Raw genomic sequence first — 21214 nt, 5'->3', positions numbered from 1 at the left:
TTGTCCTCCCCAGGCTATATGCTCAATCCTAAATCCGACATTTGCTCTGCGATGTCATCCATATCATCGTAAGTGTTATTTTCATCCCACTTGACTTTGCTCCAAATCTCGATTCTGTTCAGCATGCCGGTCAATACCACGTCTTTTTCCAGACCCGCAAATTCTCTCAGTGTACCCGGTAAGAGAATTCTCCCCTGCTTGTCTACTTCACACGGGGCTGCGCCCGCGACGAAGAAACGTGAAAATTGTCTTGCGCTTTTGTTTGTAAGTGGTAAGGATTTGAGTTTTTCCTCGAAGGTATTCCACTCATGTTCGGGAAACACAAATAAGCATCCATCCAATCCCTTTGTAACAACAAATTCTTCTCCTAATTCTTCACGGAACTTGGAGGGGATAATCAGTCTGCCTTTGGTATCGATCGTATGATTGTATTCTCCCATAAACATATATCATACCTTCTTTCAAGCAGATACAGCATCATCTCTTCAGTATTTTCACTGACATTCCTCTCGGAGTGTTCGTCCTGCATCTGCGGCGGATACGGAAAATGGTTTCCACATGTTCTCCATTTTCCACCACTATCCACCACTTCTCACCACTTGTATGTTTATAATAATCCAAAACCCCGAAAATTACAAGGGGAAAATAAAATAATTTCCAAAAGAATTTTTTGCGAAACCGGGATTTTTCCAGTATTTTCCTGGCCTCTACCAGATGTTGTAGAGCCCCTTTCAGGGCCTACCAAATGAGCTTTTCCCGCATTTGCAGGGACCCTTATGCTGTGGAGAGGTGTGGGGGATGATCAAAATCTGTGGAGCAAAGTGGGGGGATTTTAGCAGGAAGATTTATCCACAATCCACAGACAGAAATCAGGGCCGCTGCAAAATGCAGCGGCCCTGTCATGTTCTTTCCTGTATTCAATGTACGATGTTGACGGGATTGCCTTTTATAAAGGCTGCAATATTTTCGAATTCGATCCTGGCCCGTTTCACCATAGACTCACTTGTGGCGAACGCCACATGCGGGGTGAGTATCGTATTCGGGGCATGTACAAGCGGATCTTCCTGGCTGATAGGCGGCTCTGTGTCGAAAACATCCACTGCCGCACCGGCGATCCGGCCTTCCTTCAAAGCTTTTGCAAGGGCTGCCCCATCCACCACTGGTCCCCTCGCCGTATTTACAAGGACTGCTGTTTTTTTCATCCAGGATATTTCCCTGGCCCCGATCATACCTCTTGTCGTCTCATTTAATGGTACGTGGAGCGATATGATATCCGACTGTCTCATAACCTCCTCCAGGCTCATATAAGGGATCTCCCCCACTCTGCCCGGAGTTCTGCTGTATGCAATCACCTTCATGCCAAACGCCTGTGCCAGCGCTGCCACTCTCCTGCCAATGGCGCCTGTCCCCACTATGCCCATAGTTCTGCCTTCCAGCTCTCCCCCTATGAGTCCGTCTTTAGTCCCACCATTCCTCACTGCCCTGTCACAGGGGATCAGATTTCTGTACAGAGAGAGCACTAAGCCAAATACCAGCTCTGATACTGCTGTATTAGAATATCCCGCACAATTGCAGACAGTGATGCCCTTTTCCCGGCAGTATTCCATATCCACATGGTCCACCCCCGTAAAAGCCACAGCGAGCATCTTCAGACATTTACACCCTTCCAGAACCTCTCCTGGAAACGGCAGGTTTCCAAGGGCAATGATATCTGCATCCTGCCCACGCCTGATAAGTTCCTCTGTATCCGTTGTGCGGGTATTGTGATAAATGACCTCTGTCTCTGTACCCAGAACCCCGGCCGCCATATCCATCAATTCCCTCTCTTCAACACCCAGCGGCTCAATAATAACTATCTTCATCCAACGTATCCTCCTGATTTCAATTGGAACCTGCGCATGACGCAAAGCCCCTGCATCTTATTTTACACTTGCGGAGGCTTTCTGTCTATCAGGGGATTTCTGCATCTGTTTTCATGCCATAATACATGCTCCCGCCAGATAGACAAGTATAGACACAGCCTGAGGCAGAAATGCCCTTTTCAGTATAGTTGGGATAGGGACCCCGCTGCTCTGGCTTGTCATAGCAATATGGGCAGTGGCAGGCGACATGCCTATGGCAAACTGCGGTACATTGCACATTGTCAGGATAAGATAGTCAGGATTCGCGCCGGAGGAGGCAATGATAGCTGCATAAACCGGCCCAAGTATTGTCATGGGCACATAATTATTTGCCGCCACAACACCCACAAACAGCCCTACTATAGTTGAAAGGATAATAAAAAGCGGCAGGTTAATGTCAGTGCCTGCGTTCACGAATGGCTGGAGAAGAATTCCAATCCCGCCGATCTGCATGACGGCTTTTCCAAACATTGCTCCACCTATAACGATACCCAGGATGTTTGTAAGTGTCTTCCCCATGCTTTTAAAAAACTCGAAGCCTCCGTTTACCGCCTCTGTCCTGTTTTTGGACGTGAGTACCACAAAGCCAAAGACAAGCGTAAAACACATCAGTTCTACACAAGGTATGCTTAACGTGGGAAGCTTTCCCACTAAGCCGCTGAAAAGGATCATCATCACGAGGGGGAATACAGGAAAGAGTGCATAATATTTAGGTATCCCCAGTTCCTCAATCTTTTTGCCCTTCAACTCAGCCTGGCCGCCCTGGGCGTTCTCCTTTTTGTCAAAATGTCTGGCCATAAAAATAAATACCACCGAACCAGCCAGGATCGCCCCAAATGCCCAGGGCCATTCATATCTGACAAAATGCTCTGCCAGATTAAAATTCTCATATCCCATATACCCCGCACCTACCGCAATATTGGCTGAGGTTGGGCCATACAGATACATGACACCCGCAAAAATCGAAGTAGCCGCCGTAGCCCTGGACACACCGCATGCCAGCAAAATTGGATATACTGTCCCAAACAGGAGCGCTATACGTCCTGTCCCGTTAGGAATAACAAGAAGAAGCAGCGACGCAAATACGAATGTGGCCCAGGCTATCAGATATTTATTCCTGATCCTCATAATTGGCCTGGCGGCAAGCAGAGCAAACAGGGTTGAGGCCTTCAGGTAATCCATATAGGCCACATATCCCACGATTGTCAGGATATTAATTCCGGCCCCTGTAATAGTACTGACAATGCCCACAGATTTAAAATATTCAAACACGTCAAAGAACAGGATCCCCGTACTGTTCTCCTCCATAGGAGTTGTACCGTTTATAAGCCCGCCGGCAAAGATCCCGGCGATACCGATCATTGTAAGCGCCACTGCAAAATTGATCTTTTTCTTCAGCGCAATCAGCACCAGTGCAAACATAACAAAAGTAATTAAAAGCTTGACCGCAACCATGGCAATTCTCCTTTAATAATATGGCCAGAATACAGATATCATGGCCACCCCGATCAGCCAGCTGATAATATTGAGCCACAGGCCCACCTTCATATAATCCCTGAACCGGTAACCTCCGTATCCCATTACATATGTGGATACAGGGTTACCCACCGGCGTGGCAAATGAACAGCCGGAAGCAATAGCGATAGCAAGCACTACACTGACAGGATTTATAGAAAGGCCCTGTGCCACTGCCAGACCAATGGGTGCAAACAGAGTACATGCCGCCACATTGGACATGAATTCTGTCAGCACAGTGACAATTAAAAACAGGACCCCTGTAAGTATTACCGGTGACGGATGCTCTCCAAGAAGATCAATGATAAAGCCGGCAATGCTGTCAGCCGCTTTCGTGCTGACCATAGCCCTCGCCAGCGGGAGCATCCCGGCGATCAGGAAAATGGACCTCCACTCTATCCGCTTAAATGCTTCCCTGTCAGATACTATATTGGCAGCCAGCACAGCTGCAGCCCCCACAAACGCAGAGACATGCGACGGGATACCAGTCACATTTTCCATTGCCAGGGAAATAACAGTCCCCAGAAAAATAACGATGCAGACTGCTTTTTTCCATTTTTTAATTTCCGTTCCCCTTGAAGTGATACTGAAGCTAAAAGGATCTATACCCGTATCAGGAATTAATTTATATCCCCAGAAATGCATAAACAAAATAAAGATCACTGCAATAGGAAGCCCTACTTTCGCAAGTTCAAAAAATCCCATTGAACCATATCCATTTTCTATTAATATCTGGTTCGCCGTTATATTGGGCGGCTTCCCGATCAGTGTGAGCATTCCTCCCGTTGAGCACGCTATGGAACAGGGCATTGCCAGCTTGCCAAGCCTGTAATTGCCGGGTTCTCTCTGGCACACGCCTATACACAGTGGGATCAGCACGCTGACCGTACCGATCGCGCTCATAAACGCCGACAGGAAAATCCCCAGCACTACCAGCGCTGTCATCACGTTCCGCTCACCTTTTACAAACTTCAGTACAAAGCCCCCAAGTATATCAGCAAATCCACAGGAAAGCATGGCTCCGCTGATGATCAGCATACCCATAGTGAGGATGACGGCAGAATTTGAAAAACCTGCCACCATCTCACCAGCATCGATCACGCCCGTTACATACAGAGCCGTACTTACCAGAAGCGCTGTCACCGCAGCGCTTACCCTGTTTGACAAAAACAGCAGAACAGCTCCTGCCAGAATCAGCATTACGATTAGCCTGGGATCCATACCCATCACCTCACATTATTACCTCGGTCTTTTTTCCTGAAAGAATTTTTGTCCATAGCCCAGCAGTTCTTCATTGATTATGGCGCTTCTCTCCGGATGTGCCTTGCAGGCCGCATATATAACCGTCCCCACTCCGGGCAGCATCTTATCCATAGTTTCCCTCATGTGGGAACGTATCTTTTCCTCTGTCGTGCTGTCCGTATCAAGCATCTGGCTGTCAGCCACACCGCCGATAAACGCCAGCTTTTTTCCAAACTCCTGCTTGCATTTGTATGGATCATTCACCACATGTACATTTTCCCAGGCATCCGCCCCCATGTCCGCTATTTCTTCCGCAATGGGAGCCAGCATACCGCAGCAATGATGCTCATAGATGACACCCTGGGAAGTCACATTATCGATCACCCGCTGCAGATGGGGCTTTATCAGCTCCCTCCATGTATCCGGCGACATAAACAGCCCCTGCCCTGAGCCGTAATCATCATGCATACACAACGCATCCGGCCTGTAGTATCTGATATAATGATTATGCAGCTTAATCTTATAATCTGCAATAGCGGAAAAGAAATCTTCGCATGCCTCCGGTTCCAGTTTCAGGCTGCACAGCAGCTCTACAATAGGGACCATAGAAAATGCTCTCTCCCAAAGGCCAAACCCGTCTTTGAGCATGATAAACTTATTCTCTCTGTCCACCTGTATGCCGTCCTCTTCAAACAATGTTTCCCAGTCCACGCTGTCAGGGTCTGGCAGATGCACATATTCCCTCCATCTGGTGATATCTTTGACTATATACTCTGATGCGTCCGGGTTATAAGCCCTCACCATAGGTTCATATACCCAGTTCTGTCCGAACCAGTCGCGCTCCTTGCTTCCCGGCCTGCGCCCTTCCATGAGCCGGCAGGTAAATCCCGGTTCAACAGTCGCTATATTTTGTATATCTGTTATCATAGGCAAAAATTGCGGTACCTCATGATGAAATACACGTATCATATTTTCTCTTATTGATATTGGCATATTCTCCTCCTGTCATTATCCTTCACTCTCCAGCCTGCCGCAGGCTATCCTGGACTGCCTGTACAGTTCTTTTGCATAGGCTCCCTGAATATACGGGGTAAAATATTTATTGATCACACAGGCCTTCCCCTGTTTAGTACAGAACTGCTCCACCGCCTTTCTGGCTGCCATCTTCTGGATCTCTGACGGTGCTTCCCTGTCATACATGTCAGGAACAATCCCAATAACGATCTTATCACCATACTTTTCAAACAGCTTCCGGGTGTCGTTAATATCAGCCATCGGCATCCAGACATCCCATCCCGCCGCTATAAAGTTTTCCGTCTGTACTTCATTTTTCCCGCAGCTGTGCAGTTCTGCCACCCTGCCTTTCGAATGGATATGGTCTGTAAGCTTTCTCATATAGGGAACGATCATTTCCCGGCCTGTCTGGAAGGAAAAAAATGGCCCGCTCTGTCCGCCCCAGTCATCATGCACTAAAAAGCCATCTACGTCAAAGGCATCACAGCATTTGTCCACTATCCTGCAGAATAAGTCCGAAGTCCTTTCAAACAGTCTTTTTACGGCTTCCTTCTGATCAGGGTCAATAAGTGCAACAGCTGCATTTTCAAATCCCATAAAAGAAATCAGCCTCTCAAAAAAACACCCATTCATGAATGGTATGTAGTTAAACAGACCATTTTCCAGCAGCTTTTTATTCCTTCTCCCGCAGCCCTCAAAATCCCAGGAATCAATATCCGGCCATATCAGTTTTTCCTCCCATTCATTGGCATCCTGCAGAAGGTGAGGCTCTGACGGGTCCTCCATCGACCCGCCTGCCACAGGAATATACGTCCATTTAACACCAAACATGTCTCTTCCGCCCTTTTCTGAGTCAGTCAGGCTGACTCCCTCTTCGTTGCAGAAGCCCCTGCATCTGTTGTCAGGTATGACATCCGGGAAAAAGCTGAAAGCCTCGGCACCTGTATTCAGCCACACCGGCTTTTTATCCAGGCATGCCCTTCTCCACGCTTCCTTCATTGATATAGGATATCTGTATACAGGAATGTGGGCTCCCAGTCTCGCATACACTTCAGATACGCCTGCTGTCTCCATTTCACTTTCATTAAATTCCACTGTCATACATCCCTCCTATAAAATCCTCCTGCCTGCACACATCAGTTCAGGCCATGACCATAGCTCCTATGATATACACAATGATAGAACTTAAGATCGGCAGGCTGGCACGCTTTATAATTGTATTGATGGGTACCCCGGACCCCTCACTGATAAGCGCTACATGGGCAGTCGCAGGTGTAAGTGCAATACACATCTGGACAGCATTGACTGAAAGGAGCAAAAATGCATTTACATTCAGATTTGCAGATGTGGCATATGCCGTATACACAGGACCAAGCACTGAATTGGCCACATAATCACTGGCAGATACAACGCCCACTATTATTGCCAGCACTGATGTGATAAGGATAAATACCCCTGCATTGCTGGCGCTCATATTCAGTACTGGCTCCAGGATCAGGTCTATCCCGCCAAGGGCTGTAATTCCGGCGCCAAACGTAGTGGCTCCGATAATAATACCCACAATTCTTCCCAGGGAATTCCCCAGGCTTGTAAAGAACAGATTTCCGTCATTCCATGCCTGTTTTCTGTCCTTTGATATAATCGTGATAAACAGAAATACAAAGAAAAATGACATAAATTCCACAGTCGCGATCTCAAGCTGCGGCAGCCCGGGAATATTTCCTCCAAATACGATAATAAGGACAATAGGGATAAGCGGCAGCAGCGCATACCATTTAGGTATTCCCAGGGACTCTATTGTCACGCCTGAGTAGACCCCTTCTCCTGTCTCTGCCTTTTCCTTTTTATCAAAATATTTAGAAGTGACCACAAAAATAAGGATTCCCACAACTACTGCCAGTATATCCCACATCCATTCTGTTTTCAGGAAGTAATCAGCCATATTGACTTCAATCCCCATGTAGGACGCAGCCGTAGGAATTTTCGGGTTTGCCGGTCCCCAGGAGTACATAGCTCCTGCAAAGATTGCCACCGCTCCCGTAGCCTTTGAGATACCGCAGGCCAGCATGACAGGATAAACTGTCCCTATCAGGATCGCCATACGTCCGGTCCCGTTAGGTATCGCGATGATAAGCGCAGCAGTCAGAAGGAATACCCCGCCGGAGAGGAGGTATTTATTTTTCATTTTCATGATCGGCCTGGAAACCAGGAGCGCAAACATCTTTGTGGCCTTCAGGTGATCCATAAATGCCACATATGTAAGGATCGACATGATCCTTATCCCCATCTTAGATATGGTAGATACTACAGCTGATGCCCTGAAGTATTCGAATATATCAAATACCAGGTTTCCGGTAGTCTCCTCGCCCAGCACCTGATAGCCATTCAGAAGCCCTCCGATAAAAATCGCCAGGAAACCAAACATGGTCAGTGTAATAGCCGGACTGAGTTTCTTATTCAGGGCGTAGATGACCCCCAGAAAAAGAACAAGCGTGAGAATGATTTTAACAATACCCACAAAAAATCCCCCTTTCGTGTTAAAACTTTAGTAATTATTTTTAAATGTATTATATCACCTGATCTAAGAAAAAGAAAGCATTTCTATAATTATTTTTGAATTTTTTAAATAAAATTCAAAAATAATTCAATATTATTCTTTATCTCCTATTGATTATTCCCACAGGATTGTGTAAAATGGGTACAGTAAAAGTTTACCAGCTATGATTTATCAGAGGCTGTATAGATTTTAAAGAATGGAATTAAAGAAAATGAAAAAAGGCCAGCAGACAAAAGAACTGCTGCTTGAAGCAGCAAAAGCAGAATTTCGGGAAGTGGGATATTTCAATGCAAGCGTCAATGGGATCACAAAACGGATTGGGGCACAGCCCTCCCTGCTTTCTTACCATTTCAAGAATATTAATAATATTATACAGGTAATCAACAGGGATTTTCATGCACGCATTTGGGAAGAGCTCCAGAGCCGGGATATAAAGGACCCTCTGACCTTCCTCTTTGCCTATGATATTCTGATCAATACCGCCACACACAGCACCCCCGAAAGCAGACGTTTTAAATGTGAATCATCTGCTTCCAATAAGGTTTCCATGTATGCTATCTTTTCCAGCTCTAATACCATGCCGGAAATAGATGACAGCTTTTATGATGAGATCCTGGAAAAACACAATATCACCTTCCCCAGGAGCATGATCTATAACCTCCGGCTGCAGGAATCCGCCGGCAGACGTGAATTATTTATACACTATTATGAAAAAGACACCTATAAAAAGCTTTCTGAGGATGAGTGGTACAGACTGTCTGTCACAATTTCATACTGTACTGTAACAACTTTATTCCGGTTTGCCGGTATAGCCAATGCCGTAATAGATAAGTGTTTTTACGAAGCATTTGATATCATACTGGATATAGACCCTGAAAAAGTAAGGCTGCTGTGATCCACAGCAGCCTTACTTTTTTGCAGCCTCCGTTATTCGCCAAGCCAGACTGGTTATTCGCAAAATTCTATTGAAGTTAATTTTCATAATGCTATACTGGTAAAGAAGAAATTACCACTATTTTATGCAGCACAGTACATGCAGTACTGCAGTCTGCCTGCTGCTAAAACCGATTGTAAGAGAAAGGAGCTGTATCAGACTCCGGAGGGCCAGTACAATTATTTGATGTTAGTGGATAATCAGGAAAAATCTGAAGCTATTAAGGCCTTACTCATTCAAAACGTCGACTTCGGCGGAATCACATTAACAGCAACTATCTTCGGCCCCACGGAAGACGATGTCAGACCGTCTGAAAAACCGGAATTAGAACTTTACGAGGATGCTTTTACAGGCAATCCCCTGTTTGAGCAGACAAAAGTCAGGTCGCTGGCAGGGATAAGCTTTGAATACTGCATCTTCAAAAAGACAGTCATTCAGTTCTGGAATGATGACCTTTCTGACTACTATGGAAATTACAATGGACTGCCAACGGATATTGCAAAAGATGTTCTGCGGGAAAGCACAGTTCAGTTCTCTGTCTCCATAAACTAAAAATTATTATCCCCCGTTTATCCGTACTGAAAAAACATCAGCCGGATAGACGGGGGATATTTCGTTACTGTTCACACGTCACCATCCCGCGAAGTATTTTCGTGCATATTTGCACGAAAATACCGAGGGTTGCAGCGCGAAACGGCGGTTTTTGCCGTTTCTGTGCATCGCGGAGCGTGTTACTGGTCACGGAGTGAACAGTAACGATATTTCTGTGCGCAGATACTGAACAACTGCCTGTACTTAGATCAAAAGCGCCAAGGTCCCCAGGACCACAAGCGACAGTCCCAGGATAGATTTTTTCTTCATTTCTTCTTTCAGCACGATCCCTGCAAAAACTACTGTTACAAGGATGCTCAGTTTATCTATGGGTACCACCACGCTGGCGTCGCCGTCCTGCAGCGCCCTGTAATAGCAGAGCCATGACAGCCCCGTGGTAAGTCCTGACAGCAGGATAAACAGCCAGGATCTGCGCCCGATCTTTCCGATGCCTTTCTGCTTTCCCAGCCCCAGCACAAGAAGCCACGCCATGATAAGCACTACTACTGTCCTGATAGCCGTACCCAGGTTAGATTCCACACCGCTGATCCCCACTTTGCCAAGGATGGCAGTCAGGCTGGCGAATATGGCAGATCCGGCTGCATAGAACAGCCATCCCCTGCCTGAACCTCCTGACCTTTGTCCTGGTGATACTTTGTCCTGTTCCCGGCGCTCAATCATGAGATAAGTGCCTCCGCCTATGCACGCCATTGCAGCTGCCTTCACGACAGTCAGACTCTCTCCAAGAAATATAAACGCCAGCAGCATGGTAAGTACTGTACTTGATTTATCGATCGGCACCACCTTATTCACATCACCGATCTGCAGCGCTTTGAAATAGCACAGCCAGGAAGCTCCCGTGGCCAGCCCTGAAAGGATGAGGAATACTAAAGTCTTCGCGCTGATATCCCCTATAGTGTTCTGGGATCCCACTAAGAAGACCATGATCCAGGCAAATATCACCACCACCACAGTACGCAGTGCCGTGACAAGGTAGGAATCTGTATCTTCAATCCCAAGCTTAGCAAGAATCGCTGTGATCCCGGCAAAAAAAGCTGATCCAAACGCAAATAAAACCCACATACTATGCCCGCCCTTCCTGCAGAAGTTCTCTCTGCCTCAATACTTTTCCGATCATTATAAAGTAACATGCCGATGTGATTATGGCACTAATAAAGTCCGTTAACGGTTCGGCATAAAAGATATTCTCTATGACAGAAAAGACAGGTATCAAAAATACGCCCGCCAGAAAGATGACCTTCCTCATCATAGAAAGAGGTATTGCCAGTTTCGCTATGCCCATGCCTGTAAAACCATCTACAAACGCATACTGGAAGGCCAGCGGCATAATACCCAGGGTATATATCTTAATAGCCTGTGAAGCAAAACTGATATATTCTTCATTCTTTGTAAATATCCGCACAAAATACCCGGAGCAGGTCTGGGCTGCAATGAACATGACCGTGGTAAAGGCCAGGCAGAGCAGAACGATATATTTTTCTGCTGACCGGACCCGTCCTGAGCGCCGCGCCCCATAGTTATACCCCAGAATCGTCTGTGTCCCTGAGGTAATGCCTCCAAGCGGCATGGTAACGATCAGCATAAAGCTCTGGACAATTGTGGAACACGTCACAAGCATATCTCCCCTGCCTGCTCCCCCGTATCCCTGAAGAGTGGCATTGAGAGCCAGCAGGATCACATTGTCCATTACAATAATAATAAAAGGAGTAAATCCCAGAAAAGCGATCTGCTTCATAACGCTCCAGGAATAGCCTTTAAAGGTAATGCGCACTGGTATCTTCTTTCCAAACAGCACTAAGAGCACATACACACATGACACAAACTGTGAGAATACAGTTGCGTATGCCGCCCCCTTCACCCCCATCCCAAATACAAAAATAAAGAGAGGGTCCAGAGCCAGATTCAGAACTGCCCCTATCACTACAGATGCCATAGCTGTCTTTGCATATCCCTGCGCTATGATAAACTGGTTCATGCCGATAGACAGCAGGGCAAATATGGTGCCCAGAAGATAGATCGTGAAATAATCATCCGCATATGTAAATGTGGCCGCACTTGCGCCAAAAGCCATGAGCAGCTTGTCCTTCACAAGAAATATAATTCCTGTCGTACCCACTGATATCACAGACAGCATGAGAAAGCTGTTTGCCAGTATCTGCCTGGCCCTTTCTATTTTCTGCTCTCCCAGCCTGATGCTCATAAGAGGCGAACCTCCCACTCCTATAAAAGAAGCAAATGCCGATATAAGAGCAATCAGCGGACCGCATACGCCCACTCCCGCAAGAGCCATTTCACCTGTTTCCGCAATATTTCCAATGTACATACGGTCTACCACGCTGTACAGGACATTAATAAATTGTGCCAGCATGGACGGTATTGCAAGGCTCAGCACCAGCTTCCTTACATCCTCCGTCCCCAGCCTGTTTTCTTTTTCCATATTTCTTTCCAAGTTCCCTTTGACTGTAATATTGTAACTCTTCTATCACCTGATGCGATTTTAAATGGATGCAGCCGCATGGCGCTTTTCTATCTGCTTCATCAGCTTTCCAAACCTCCATATGAACAGGCTGAAGGTGGTAAGCGCAGCCAGCATGTCTGCCACCGGCTCCGCCAGAAATACTGCAAAGACCTTATCTGAAAAAAAGTTAGGCAGGATATAGATCAGCGGTATCAGCAGAATGATCTTCCGCAGAAGCGCAAGGAAGAGGGATATCTTGGCCTCTCCCAGCGCGATAAAGGTCTGCTGGCATGAGAACTGCACGCCAAGTATAAAGCCTGCCCCCAGATAGATCCTGGCTGCCCACGCTGATATCTCCTTTAATTCCGGGCTGCTGGCAAATATAGATGGGAACAGCCACGGAAATGTCATATTCACAGCCCAGAACAAGACACAGTACCCTACGGACCATATAAACAGAAGCCTGAACGTCTTTTTCACCCTGTCAGGCTTCCCGGCGCCGTAGTTATAGCTGATGATCGGCTGCGCCCCCTGGGACAGGCCCTGGGTAGGCAGTGTGATGATCTGCATAACGCTGCTCATGATGGTCATAGCTCCTACTGCCAGATCACCTCCGTATTTCTGGAGCGATGTGTTAAATGCAATATTTAGAAGGCTCTCCGTACTTGTCATAATGAATGGTGACAACCCCAGCGCCAGCACAGGAAGAATAATCTTTGATTTAACCAGCATGTCCCGTTTCCTGATCCTGAGAATCGTCTTTTTGCCAGTCAGGAAATGAAGGACCCAGACAGCGGATACACCCTGGGAAATGATAGTAGCCAGAGCCGCTCCCTTCACCTGCATCCCAAATCCAAATATAAGGACAGGGTCCAGCACAATATTCACTACTGCGCCTATAAGAGTAGTCATCATACTGATCTTAGCAAAGCCCTGCGCTGAAATAAACGGATTCAGCCCAAGAGCCATCATGACAAATACAGTCCCGCACACATAAATGTTCATATAATCAAGAGAATACTGGATCGTATTATCACTGGCTCCGAATAAGAATAAAAGCTGCCTGCCAAATATCAAAAATACGGCTGTCAGCACTGCTGATAGTATCAGAAGAGTGGTAAAGCAGGCTCCAAGGATCTTTTCAGCGCCATCCTTTTCCTGCTTTCCCATCTTAATAGACACCTGAGGCGACCCTCCCATACCTATCAGGTTGCTGAACGCCGTTATCAGTATGATCACGGGAAAGCAGAGCCCGACGCCTGTCAGCGCCATGGGGCCTATATCCTCAATGTGCCCCAGATAGATCCTGTCCACTATATTGTAAAGCATATTCACCAGCTGCGCAGTGATCGCAGGAAGCGCCAGCTCTAAGAGCAGGCTTCCTACTTTCTTTGTACCTAAAAATTCATTCTTTTCCACTTTTGTCATCCTTCTGCAATTCCCGTCCTGCTGTCATAATTTGTATGATCTCCCTGTCTGTCTCTTTCATACCTTCCTTGCCCAGGCGCCCGATATTATTTATAGTATTCTCAATACCCTTTGAAATAACACCGTCACCTCCATAGAACTGCTGCCCATGAATATACATCTCATACCCCAGTATCCCGGCATCCACGGCTGCCGCTATCTTTGCGGCACAGGAAGGCTTGGCACCGTCGCACACGATCCCTGAGGTTATGGCAAGCGCATTTACGATCGTATGGGCCACTTCCCTGTAGCCGCCCCCCAGCAGCCAGGCGATTCCCGCCCCTGCTCCGGCTCCGGCGCTGACAGCTCCGCAGTAGGCGGAAAGTCTGCCGATATGGGACTTCTGATGGATAGTGCTCAGATTCGACACCAGCAGCGCCCTGTACAGTGTATCATCATCCACTCCATATTCCCTGGCATATTCTATCACAGGAAGTGATGCCGTCATCCCCTGGTTACCGCTCCCTGAATTAATGACCACAGGCAGTTCACAGCCATTCATCCTGGCATCCGAACCTGCAGCTGCCACAGCCTTGGCTCTGATATGTATGTTGTCACCATAAGCCTGGAGCAGAACGGAACCAATATTTGCTCCATAGTCCCCGCGGATGCCTTCCGCCGATATGGCAGTATTGCACTCTATCTGCCGCTTCAATACAGGCCTCACATCATCCAGATCCGCCTTTTCTGCAAACCTGCAGATATCCTCTATATTCAGCAGACCATAATCGGGGCAGTCCTCTTCCTTATCATTTTCTGCACAGCCTTCGGGATCCTTATTAAATAATATTTCCCCATTTCTCTCCTTGCGCACGATATTTGTATGTTCATTTACAATCCTGACACTGGCTGAATCCCCCTGACAGAAGACCTCCACTGTAATATCCAGGACAAAACCGTTATCAGCAGGCTCCACCCATATATCAGCCTCTTTTAGATATCCGGCAAGTTCCTCCTTTTCTTCCTGGCTCACGTCTGCTATCACTTCCAGCTGGCGGGCTGCATCTCCTGCGATGATACCCACTGCCGCCGCTGCTTCCAGCCCCTTCTGCCCGTTTGTATTCGGCACGATCACACTCTTTACATTTTTAATTATATTGCCGCTGGCCATGATGCGGACCTTCTCGGGCCTCTTCTGAAGCAGCTCTCTTGCACAGGCGGCGCAATACGCAACAGCTATCGGCTCCGTACATCCCATTGCCGGGATCAGCTCCCTGTCCAGTATTTCCACATACGTCTTATATTTTTTCAGATAATCCACAATTCCCAGCAGAGAATCACATTTAAGATAGAGAAGCTGCGATATCTCTTCATCCGGCTGGACAAGATCCGGCACCATGACAGCCTTCATTCCTGCTGCCGCTGCAGACCGTATACCATTCGGAGAATCCTCTACCGCCATTACCTCACAGGGCGGCAGCCCCAGGCTCTCGCAGGCCATTCTGTATATCTCCGGGTCCGGTTTGCTGTGCTCTACCATATCACCTGTCACTACCGCTTCAAAATAATCTGTGATCCCAGCTTCCTTCAGATGCCCCAGCACGCTTACCCTGCGCGAAGAACTGGCCAGGGCAATCCTTGTCCCGGCCTTTTTCAGATATTCCAGTATTTCATATACTCCGTCCTTTACAGGAAGTCCGTCCCTTGCTATTATCTCCCCAAAAGCTTTCGAGTTCAGCTGCCTGAACCTGTCATAATCAAAATCCTCTCCGTACTTCTCCTGGAAATACAGCTGCGTATCATTTCTGTTCAGTCCAATGCAATCTTTAAGCGATGCCTCAATATCCCCGGGAGCCTCCTCCATCAGGATGGCCGCCTCATTCCAGGCCTCCAGACAGATCCGCTCTGTGTCAAAGAGTACACCGTCCATATCGAATACTACTGCTTTTATCATTCTTCTTCTCCTCTGTTACAATATTCCAACTAATGGGTACATTTTAACATAAATATCCTGGAAAGGAAATGGGTGCTGCATATTTTAAGCAGAAAACTGTTACAGAAAACTGCTGCTGCCTGCAGAACAAACAGACCATCCGGCAGAGGTATAATCCTGCCGGATGGTCTGTTTGTTTAAATGTCTGTTCTAATGTTTCTATTAATATTTATCTATATAATTCTATCTTCTTCTCCTGCTTCCTGTTCCGCCCAGGATCCCTTCCACCGCCCCGTACAGGACACCTGCAACTACCCATATCATCCATGAGCTTCCCCAACGTCCGGTGATAAAGCTGTAGCCCAGATAGATACATGTAATGACTGGCCAATACACACTTGAGACCGCCTCAATCAGCCTGCTTTTCTCTTTTTTTTTATAATCATACTCATCCTCCTGCAGAAGCACCTTGTAACCGGTATTTCTTACACCTGCATAGATAATGAGCCAGACGCCGACACCAACAAGGAGAAGCAGCGCAGCCACGCACACCAGGATACTCATGGAAGCATCCGGCAGCACAAGGGCAACTACACATACAGGCACTACACTGAGGATACACAGCACCACACCAAGCACAAGGCAGACTGTGAAACTGGCTTTAAACTCCTCCTGCTGTTCCCTCACATATGATTCTGTCTGAAAATCCAGATAAAACTTTTCAGTTTTCAGGCATTCATATTTGTTCATCCTCAGTCCGCTGAAGATGAAAATACCCACAGCAGCGGCTATCAGCAGGAACAAGAACCCAAGCCCCACGGTAAGCAGCGGCCCTGAGGATATCCATGAGAGAAGATTGTTGATGTCATCATCCCCTATTCCCCCGAAAATAATAAGCAGTATGGGTGAACAAATGCACATAAGCACTCCCAGTCCTATCCTGATCCCAAATTTTCTCTGCTCCTCCATAAACTCTGTGGCAGCATCCATAGTCACATAAAAGCCTTCACTATTATATTCCCGTCCGCTCTCTCTGTCCTGGTCATATCTGTCATCATTTCCTCCGAATGCCTGCCGGTTCTGTCCGCGGTTTCCGGTGACATATGCATTAATACCCAGCTCAGCCGCCAGTTCTTCCAGATTTCCGAATTCTGAGATCACGATACCCACGGCCTCATTCTCAGTCTTCCCCTCCGCCTTAAGCTCATTGTACTTGTCTTCCATCATACTCAGAAGCTCTTCTTTTGCCTTTAATACCTCAGGCGTCCTTGGCAGCTGCATAAACATATTTTCCAGATATGTTTTAATTGTATCCATCTCTTCCTCCACTTCCCGCACAGCGGCCGGCAACGGCTCAATCCCTGCGTATAAATTTTTCCACTACTTCCTTTGTGAGTTCCCACTCCTCACACTTTTCCCTGTAGTACTTTCTCCCCTCCTGGGTTATCTCATAATAGGTGCGGCGCTTCCCGTTTGTCTCACTCCCATAAAAGGAGGCTATGCAGCCATTTTTCTCCAGCCTTGTGAATGCGGAATACAGGGTAGTCTCTTTTATTATGTATTTTTCATTCGACAGCTCTTTAATTCTCCTTGAAATCTCATATCCGTATGAAGGCCCATCCAGGAGCAGATACAGGATAATCGTATCATTATAACCACGAATTACGTCACTGCTTATCAATCCGCCGCCTCCTGTCTTCATTCTATTCCTACGCCTGTCGTACTATGTCTGTCGTAGTAATATAAAGATAGCACAATTACTACGACAGGTCAAGTAATATTTTATTAGTATTGCCGCAGTACAAAAAGGCCATTGCTTCAGCAGATACGCCTGCTTCACAATAGCCTTTATCTATTATCTATAACCGTTATCTAAATTACCTTCTTTTTTTTCAGCTGTTCTATTTCACCTGAGCTAAGTCCCAAAATCCCCTGGTACACTTCCAGATTGTTCTCCCCCAGCCCCGGCGACGGCTCATATTCAATATGGTTCCTGCTCATCCGCGGGGCAAATCCGGGAATCTTGACCTTGCCTCTTACGGGATGGTCGATTTCAACTATCATCCCTCTTTCCTGATACTGAGGATCATTTGTGATATCCGACGCATCAAGGAGGGCTCCCGCCGGAACATCTGCTTTACACAGGATATCCATAGCCTCCTGCTTCGTATGCAGCGCACACCATGCCTTTATGGCTTCATCACATTTTTCTTTATGACGGTATCTGCTCTGAGGTGTGGCCATATCTGGATCCTTCAGCAGATCTTCCCTTCCGATGGCCCGGCACAGGTTTGTCCAATGGCTGCTTCCCGGTGACCGGCTGCAGTAAATATGCACATAATCATTGCTTCCAAAAGGCCGGCAGGGATAAGTATCTGACGGGGCCACATCTTCCAGCGGCATTCCATTTCCCACCCGCCTGGGAGGTCTGCCAGTATTATAATAAGGTTCCCAGCTGGAGCGCGACAATCCGATCATAAAGTCCTGCATGGCAATGTCTATCCTCTGGCCGCCGCCCTCACGCTCTCTCTGTAAAAGCGCAGCTATGATGCTTAATCCCATCATGATCCCGGTTCCTGAATCTGCCACAGAAATACCTGCTTTAACCGGCATATCAGGCAGGCCTGTGGCAGCCACAAGACCTCCCGTGTGGGTCGCGATGGGATCAAACGCCGGATAATCTGCATACGGCCCGTCCTGTGCGAAACCTTTCAGGCTTGCATAGATAATTTCCGGATTTATTTCCCTGCATACATCATAAGAGAGCCCCAGCCTGTCCATGCTTCCCGGCCCCATATTTTCAATGATCACATCACATTTAATTAACAGCTTCTTCAGGAGCGCAAGGCCTTCAGGCGTCTTTGCATTGCATGTAACAGACTTCTTGTTCATATTCATGATAAGGAAGCCATATGTATCCGCATCCGGCTCTTCTACAGAATAACGTCCCTGCTCACCCTTCCCCGGCCTCTCCACTTTCAGTACTTCCGCTCCCAGCCAGGCCAGTGTCTCAGTACATACAGTCCCTGATTCAAATTGTGTCATATCTAATATACGGTATCCGCTTAATGGTCCTTTACACGCCATTTTCCACTCCCTCCTTTCCCAGATTGCCGTGAGTCTCAGAACAGGACGTATCCGGCCCGTCCTTTATGACCCGCTTTTCAATAAAGTCCTCAACCAGACATGTCATAGACCCCGCGTCCCATTTTCTCGCATCTACAGGGTCGGCTTTAAAAAGCAGCACCGGTATACCTGCGTCCTCCAGTGTCTTTTTTATAAAGTAGCTCCCTTCTACAGCCTGCATACAATTCTCCGGTACCATGTATACAACACCGTCTATATCATTTTGACGTGCCTGCTGAAGATACCACTGGCTGTTCCAGGGCGGCATATGGAGAAAGTCCTCCATTCCGATATATCTGGCTGCCAGAGCGCGCAAAGGGTCTTCCTCCACATGGTTGCGGATATATGCGTCCGCCCCCATTGCCAGATACATACTCCAGACAAACACTGCGCCATACTTTTTTTCAAACCGCTGGTAAAAGCTGAAATCATGCCAGATTCCACGCCCTATCCACATCAGGCGGTACCTTTCTCCAGGTACGGCGGCCTCCTTATTGTCTGCCAGCTCCTTAATCTCTTCATACAGGCCCCTGGCATGATCCGCCGCCCATCTTGTCCCTCTCTGCCACTGAGCCTGCATCACCGCATTTATGGTATCTACTACCGTCACCGGCACAGGATGCGAGGCAGCTATCAGATCCCGGATCTTCCTGTACCACCCCTCCTGTTCATTAATGAGGTTCATCACCCCGATGAGCCGGTTCTTATCAAACATCTTCCCCGTTTTCATCTCCAGAAAACGGATCAGTTCTTTAAGCTCCTCCACAGCCATATCCAGTCTGTCTTTATCGTAGAGTTCCTCCCAATTATCAGCAGCCATTTCATACCATCCGCCTGGTGTTTTGTCCGGCACGGTATTTTCCATTGCATAAAAATCTGCTCCATGCCGCCTGGCAAACAGTTCAAATATTTTCCCCTGACAGTCACATGTAAGACGTGTAATTGCCAGCGTTGGTGAGGGAAGGCCTCCCCACGGCCCCAGGGGCTTTCCCTCAGGATCCGTTTTATGGTCATCCGGGTCAAGGCTCTCAGCAAAAGCAGTTGCACAGTAACTGCACAAGTCATCCCGATAGCCTTCTTTCTTTAAAAGGCCATAATATTTAGGCGTCATGCGCTTAGCCCCGCAGATTGCCGCCCACCACTGGTTGACTACAAAAGGTATATCCATGGTGCGCAGAACCTCCATAGGCACATCTGCATTCAGATATGCAAAGTGCTCACCATCCTCCACTCTTTTTTTCAGCTTAAAAAACCATTCCTTTTGGTACGCCCCCGCAGCTGCAGTTGCCTTCAGTTTTTTTACAGCCTTTGATTTTGTTGCCCCCTGCCCGTTTACTTCCATTTTTCTGCCGCCTCCCGAATCCTCTCTTCCAACTCTTCATTCTTCCCGCATGGCCATTGCATTTTCGCAAAGCAGGCTGTCTTGATTCCCCTGGCCTCCAGGCTCTTTTTCTGTTCCGGATAATCCCAGCTGGCAGCTTCTTCATAGATATTGTTATAGAAAAAAACAGCCTGTGCGCCTGTCCTGTCGGCCTGCCTGTTTATAGCCTCCACTCTCTGGCTGACAAATGCTTTCTTACTGCTGAATTCACGCATCATATAACAGTCAGCTGCCCCGCGCACAGCCCCATATTCTGTCATAAAGTCCCTGTCATAGAAGCGGTCTCCCCAGTCATGGTCTTCTCCCACAATAACACAGCCGCAATTCTCCACCATATCATACAATTCTGTATCTTCCTGGACACTGCCTGTATAAAACACCCGTATCCCATCCAGTGACGGCCATTCCTCTGCTTCCTTCACAACTTCTTCCACCAGTTTCAGATGTTCTTCTCTCTCCATAAAAAATGCACTGCCAATGATCACAAGTGCTTCGCTTCCGCTGATATGTACCTCCCCACCGTGGCGCAGCCTCCCCATACGGCGCAGCGCTTCCCTGTCCCGGTTACACAGCTTTGCTGCCGTTTCCACCGCCTTTTCACTGAGAGGGGACCCGGACCACTTCTCTATGGTTTTCATAAACTTCTGCATTATAAACTCATTTCTCTCCTGATGCAGCCTGTTCCGTGTAAACAGCCAGTCAATAAAAGCCATTTCAGGCAGAGGCCTTTCAGGCTCCACACGGTGCAGCTCCCTCAGATACAGATACAGGCGTATAATTACATCTGTACTGTTGGAGACAGCCAGGGCGTCTATTTCCCGTGCATAAGTTCCGTCTGCAATTTTTTCAAATTTAGCACGCATCATGGGGTCAAAAGCATACTCCAAAAAACGCTCCGCCTCTGGCAGGCATTCTTTTGGGGCTGCATAAATACGGACAGGCAGCATACCGGCGGCTATAATATATTCATCAGGCACATCTGCTCCCAGTTCACCCACGACTTTTCTGCCCTGCATCCTCCATTTTTCAGATGCCGCTTCTCTATTGTCATAATATTCCTTCAATTTTCTAAATGCACTGCTGCTCAGGGCACACTTCCTGATTCCCATACTGCTCACACCCATTCTCTTTTTG

The 21214-nt window shown here is 47.5% G+C and carries 18 protein-coding genes and 1 pseudogene; 2 read left to right on the top strand and 17 right to left on the bottom strand.

Going from position 1 to position 21214, the window contains the following annotated elements; translation table 11 throughout:
• Nucleotides 1–14: 14 nt before the first annotated feature.
• The 7 genes from mraZ to dcuC (NSB28_RS16470) form a co-directional block, all read right to left on the bottom strand.
• On the bottom strand, nt 15–446 hold the full coding sequence (mraZ, locus tag NSB28_RS16500; protein WP_109624877.1) for a division/cell wall cluster transcriptional repressor MraZ: 432 nt from the start codon (nt 444–446) through the stop codon (nt 15–17).
• 471 nt (nt 447–917) lie between these two features.
• Entirely contained in the window at nt 918–1862 is a 945-nt protein-coding gene (locus NSB28_RS16495; RefSeq protein ID WP_109624878.1) for a 2-hydroxyacid dehydrogenase, read from the bottom strand.
• Nucleotides 1863–1973: 111 nt separating this feature from the next.
• Nucleotides 1974–3356: a C4-dicarboxylate transporter DcuC gene (gene dcuC / locus NSB28_RS16490; protein WP_109624879.1), complete on the bottom strand. Its 1383-nt coding sequence runs from the start codon at nt 3354–3356 to the stop codon at nt 1974–1976.
• A gap of 12 nt (nt 3357–3368) precedes the next feature.
• Nucleotides 3369–4637, bottom strand: coding sequence for an SLC13 family permease (locus NSB28_RS16485; RefSeq protein WP_187374126.1), 1269 nt, complete (start codon nt 4635–4637; stop codon nt 3369–3371).
• Nucleotides 4638–4655: 18 nt separating this feature from the next.
• Nucleotides 4656–5651, bottom strand: coding sequence for a uroporphyrinogen decarboxylase family protein (locus tag NSB28_RS16480; protein WP_109624881.1), 996 nt, complete (start codon nt 5649–5651; stop codon nt 4656–4658).
• Nucleotides 5652–5666: 15 nt separating this feature from the next.
• Nucleotides 5667–6773, bottom strand: a complete 1107-nt coding sequence (locus NSB28_RS16475; RefSeq protein WP_109624882.1) for a uroporphyrinogen decarboxylase/cobalamine-independent methonine synthase family protein — start codon at nt 6771–6773, stop codon at nt 5667–5669.
• A gap of 40 nt (nt 6774–6813) precedes the next feature.
• A complete protein-coding gene (dcuC, locus tag NSB28_RS16470; protein WP_109624883.1) occupies nt 6814–8190 on the bottom strand; it encodes a C4-dicarboxylate transporter DcuC in 1377 nt (458 codons plus the stop codon).
• Between the two features lie 235 nt (nt 8191–8425).
• On the opposite strand from dcuC (NSB28_RS16470), the gene NSB28_RS16465 reads away from it, so the two are divergent.
• Together NSB28_RS16465 and NSB28_RS16460 are read left to right on the top strand one after the other, a co-directional pair.
• Complete coding sequence (locus NSB28_RS16465; RefSeq protein WP_109624884.1) at nt 8426–9124, top strand: TetR/AcrR family transcriptional regulator; 699 nt, start codon at nt 8426–8428, stop codon at nt 9122–9124.
• Nucleotides 9125–9262: 138 nt separating this feature from the next.
• Nucleotides 9263–9715, top strand: coding sequence for a hypothetical protein (locus tag NSB28_RS16460; RefSeq protein WP_109624885.1), 453 nt, complete (start codon nt 9263–9265; stop codon nt 9713–9715).
• A 243-nt stretch (nt 9716–9958) separates the two neighbouring features.
• Here the strand turns inward: NSB28_RS16460 and NSB28_RS16455 are convergent, their stop codons facing one another.
• From NSB28_RS16455 to NSB28_RS16410, 10 genes and pseudogenes are all read right to left on the bottom strand, one after another.
• Nucleotides 9959–10837: an EamA family transporter gene (locus NSB28_RS16455; RefSeq protein WP_109624886.1), complete on the bottom strand. Its 879-nt coding sequence runs from the start codon at nt 10835–10837 to the stop codon at nt 9959–9961.
• Between the two features lies 1 nt (nt 10838).
• Entirely contained in the window at nt 10839–12212 is a 1374-nt protein-coding gene (locus tag NSB28_RS16450; protein ID WP_109624887.1) for an MATE family efflux transporter, read from the bottom strand.
• 60 nt (nt 12213–12272) lie between these two features.
• Nucleotides 12273–13661, bottom strand: a complete 1389-nt coding sequence (locus NSB28_RS16445) for an MATE family efflux transporter (RefSeq protein ID WP_109624888.1) — start codon at nt 13659–13661, stop codon at nt 12273–12275.
• Entirely contained in the window at nt 13639–14964 is a 1326-nt protein-coding gene (locus NSB28_RS16440; RefSeq protein ID WP_243134680.1) for an L-cysteine desulfidase family protein, read from the bottom strand. Before NSB28_RS16440 ends, NSB28_RS16445 begins: the two co-directional genes overlap by 23 nt.
• Nucleotides 14965–15042: 78 nt before the next feature.
• A pseudogene (locus tag NSB28_RS25000) lies at nt 15043–15594 on the bottom strand (HAD family hydrolase); the annotation flags it as partial.
• A gap of 222 nt (nt 15595–15816) precedes the next feature.
• Entirely contained in the window at nt 15817–16890 is a 1074-nt protein-coding gene (locus NSB28_RS16430; protein ID WP_148409211.1) for a permease prefix domain 1-containing protein, read from the bottom strand.
• Between the two features lie 37 nt (nt 16891–16927).
• Nucleotides 16928–17275 (bottom strand): PadR family transcriptional regulator, encoded by a 348-nt coding sequence (locus tag NSB28_RS16425; protein WP_109624890.1) that lies wholly within the window; start codon nt 17273–17275, stop codon nt 16928–16930.
• A gap of 170 nt (nt 17276–17445) precedes the next feature.
• Entirely contained in the window at nt 17446–18660 is a 1215-nt protein-coding gene (locus tag NSB28_RS16420; RefSeq protein WP_109624891.1) for a CaiB/BaiF CoA transferase family protein, read from the bottom strand.
• A complete protein-coding gene (locus NSB28_RS16415) occupies nt 18650–20041 on the bottom strand; it encodes a 2-hydroxyacyl-CoA dehydratase subunit D (protein WP_109624892.1) in 1392 nt (463 codons plus the stop codon). Before NSB28_RS16415 ends, NSB28_RS16420 begins: the two co-directional genes overlap by 11 nt.
• A complete protein-coding gene (locus tag NSB28_RS16410; RefSeq protein WP_187374128.1) occupies nt 20032–21189 on the bottom strand; it encodes a 2-hydroxyacyl-CoA dehydratase family protein in 1158 nt (385 codons plus the stop codon). The genes NSB28_RS16415 and NSB28_RS16410 overlap by 10 nt, the downstream gene beginning before the upstream one ends.
• Nucleotides 21190–21214: the final 25 nt, after the last annotated feature.

This window comes from Murimonas intestini (genome assembly GCF_024622195.1).
GTDB classification, from domain to species: Bacteria; Bacillota; Clostridia; order Lachnospirales; family Lachnospiraceae; genus Murimonas; species Murimonas intestini.
This window is presented reverse-complemented; position numbering and strand designations above follow the sequence as displayed.